The sequence below is a fragment of the Streptomyces glaucescens genome, from assembly GCF_002154375.1.
GTDB classification, from domain to species: domain Bacteria; phylum Actinomycetota; class Actinomycetes; order Streptomycetales; family Streptomycetaceae; genus Streptomyces; species Streptomyces glaucescens.
The window spans coordinates 1-2,745 of the sequence record NZ_MUND01000414.1; the positions used below are offsets into that span (position 1 = coordinate 1).

Annotated in this window: 2 protein-coding genes and 1 pseudogene; all 3 read right to left on the reverse strand. The window is 73.9% G+C overall.

The genetic code is table 11. The features are described 5' to 3' along the window. The coding region (locus CCN42_RS25615; protein WP_107427645.1) for a sensor histidine kinase at positions 1–1,594 on the reverse strand (1,594 nt) is incomplete at its 3' end. 68 nt (positions 1,595–1,662) lie between these two features. Further along, a complete protein-coding gene (locus CCN42_RS25620; protein ID WP_169731523.1) occupies positions 1,663–2,400 on the reverse strand; it encodes a response regulator transcription factor in 738 nt (245 codons plus the stop codon). A 123-nt stretch (positions 2,401–2,523) separates the two neighbouring features. Further along, positions 2,524–2,745: pseudogene (locus CCN42_RS25625) on the reverse strand (DUF2797 domain-containing protein); the annotation flags it as partial.

Below are 2,745 nucleotides of genomic sequence, written 5' to 3' on the forward strand. Positions count from 1 at the left end.
CGGGCGCGGGCGCGGGCGCGGGCAGGTGCACCGTTGCGGTTGCGGGCGGGTCCACGGGTTCGGTTGCGGTTGCGGGCAGGCGCACCGTGAAGACGGTCCGCCCGGGCACGCTGTCGACGGTCACCGCGCCGCCGTGCGCGGTCACGACGGCCTGCACGATGGCCAGCCCCAGACCGGTCGAGCCGGTGGCCCGGGAGCGCGCCGAGTCGCCGCGCGCGAACCGCTCGAAGACGTGCGGAAGCAGCTCGGGCGGGATGCCCGGACCGTCGTCGCACACGTCCGCGCACAGCCACGGCCCGTCGCGGCGCACGCGCGCGGTGACCGTCGTACCGGGCGGGGTGTGCGTACGGGCGTTGGCGAGCAGGTTGACCAGAACCTGCTGCAGCCGGGCGGCGTCCGCCTGCACCAGGGCGGGCTCGTCGGGCAGCTCCAGTCGCCAGGTGTGGCCCCGTCCGGCGGCCCGCGCGTCGCTGACCGTGTCCACGACCAGGGGTACCAGATCGGTCCGCTCGAACCGCAGCGGGCGCCCCGCGTCCAGCCGGGCCAGCAGCAGCAGGTCCTCCACCAGCAGGGTCATCCGGCCCGCCTCGGACTCGATGCGGCCGAGCGCGTGCCGGGTGTCCGGGCCGACCGACTCCCGGCCGCGCCGGGTCAGCTCGGCGTAGCCGCGGATGGAGGCCAGCGGGGTGCGCAGCTCGTGGCCGGCGTCCGCGACGAACTGCCGGACCCTCATCTCGCTCTGCTGGCGGGCGTGCAGGGCGCCGTGCACATGGTCCAGCATCCGGTTGAGCGCGGCGCCCACCCGGCCCACCTCCGTGTGCGGGTCGCACTCCGCCTCCGGCACCCGTTCGTCGAGGTTTACCTCACCGCTGTGCAGGGGGAGTTCGGAGACCCGGGTGGCGGTGGCGGCGACCCTGCGCAGCGGGCGGGTGGCGACGCCGACGATGACCGCGCCGGCGAGGGAGGCGGCGGCCAGTCCGGCGGCGGTGACGCTGACCTCGACGAGGATCAGGGTGCTGATGGTGTTGCCGACGTCGGAGGTCGGGATGGCGGCGTAGTAGCTGCCGTTGCGGCCGCTCTCGTAGCGGGCGAGGTACCCGCCGAGTCCCGGGATGTCCACGGTGTGCGCGGCGCCGTCCCGGGCGACCGAGGCGAGGGCGGCGATCTGCGCCTCGCTCAGCGACTCCCCGGTCAGCTGGGAGATGTTGTTGTCGTCCTTGGCCTTCTTGCCCACCTTGGCTTCGGTGATCGTGCCGCCGCTCACCTCGGCCGCGATGGTGCCGCTGGGCTGCGGGCCCCTCTCGACGAACTGCGTGAGGTCGTCCGCCTGCGGCTCCCTGTCCTGCCCGCCGCGCAGGCCGCCGCCCGCGCCCCTGCCGGGGGCCTCACCGGGGTCCATACCGAGGTCTTCGTCGGGCGGGACGAACCCGTTCGCGACGCGCGCGGCGACCTCCTTGAGCTGGCCGTCCAGCTGCTCGTACAGGTGGGAGCGCAGCGCGAGCGTCGTCACCGTGCCGATCACCGCGCACACCACGGCGATGAGCACCACGGACGCGACCACGAGCCGCGTGCGCAGGGTGCGCGGCCGCGCCACCCGCCGCGCCCGCGTGCGCGCCCGCGCGCGCGTCCGTGGCCGCGTACGGGCCTGCCGCCGCCCGGTCGTCACGCGGCGGGCTTGATCAGGTAACCGGCGCCGCGCCGGGTGTGGATCATCGGCTCGCGGCCGGCGTCTATCTTCCGCCGCAGATAGGAGATGTACAGCTCGACGACGTTGGCCTGCCCGCCGAAGTCGTACGACCAGACCCGGTCCAGGATCTGCGCCTTGCTCAGCACCCGCCGCGGGTTGCGCATCAGGAAGCGCAGCAGCTCGAACTCGGTGGCGGTGAGGTGGATGGAGTCGCCGCCGCGGGTGACCTCGTGGCTGTCCTCGTCGAGGGTGAGGTCGCCGACGACCAGGAGGGAGTCGGAGCGGCGGTCGGCGGCGCCGGAGCGGCGGATCAGCCCGCGCAGCCGGGCGACGACCTCCTCGAGCGAGAACGGCTTGGTGACGTAGTCGTCGCCGCCGGCGGTCAGCCCCGCGATCCGGTCCTCGACGGCGTCCTTGGCGGTCAGGAAGAGCACCGGCACGTCCGGCAGCTCGCGGCGCAGCCGCCCGAGGACGGCCAGGCCGTCCATGTCCGGCAGCATCATGTCCAGGACGACGGCGTCCGGGCGGAACTCGCGCGCGGTGCGCACGGCACCGTGGCCGTCGCCCGCGGTCCGGATCTGCCAACCCTCGTAGCGCAGGGCCATGGACAGCAGCTCGGTGAGCGACAGCTCGTCGTCCACCACGAGCACCCGGACGGGGCTCCCGTCCGGCCTCAGCAGTTCGGTGCGCCCCTGGGGCGAGGTCGTGGTCATGCTGGACACCTTCTCGGCGCCCTCTGAGAGCGTTCTTTCGGCAACCTGTGATTTGCCTGAGAAACACACAGCGCGAGGACAGCCGACGCTCAGCCCGCGCCGTCGGAAGCTCAGCCCGCGCCGTCAGAAGAGCCCGTCCTGCTCATGGGGTGCCTGTGCCGCGCCGCGCAGGTCACGCACCGGTACCGACAGTTCGTCGTCTCCGGCGGCCACCAGCTCCCACCCGGTCATCAGCCGGGTGTCGAGTACGACGACCTGGCCGCTGCCGCCCGTCGCCACATGCAGGTCCGGTCCGGCGGCAGCGACCAGTTCGCCGCTCACCGCGCCGCCGGACCGGACCTGCAT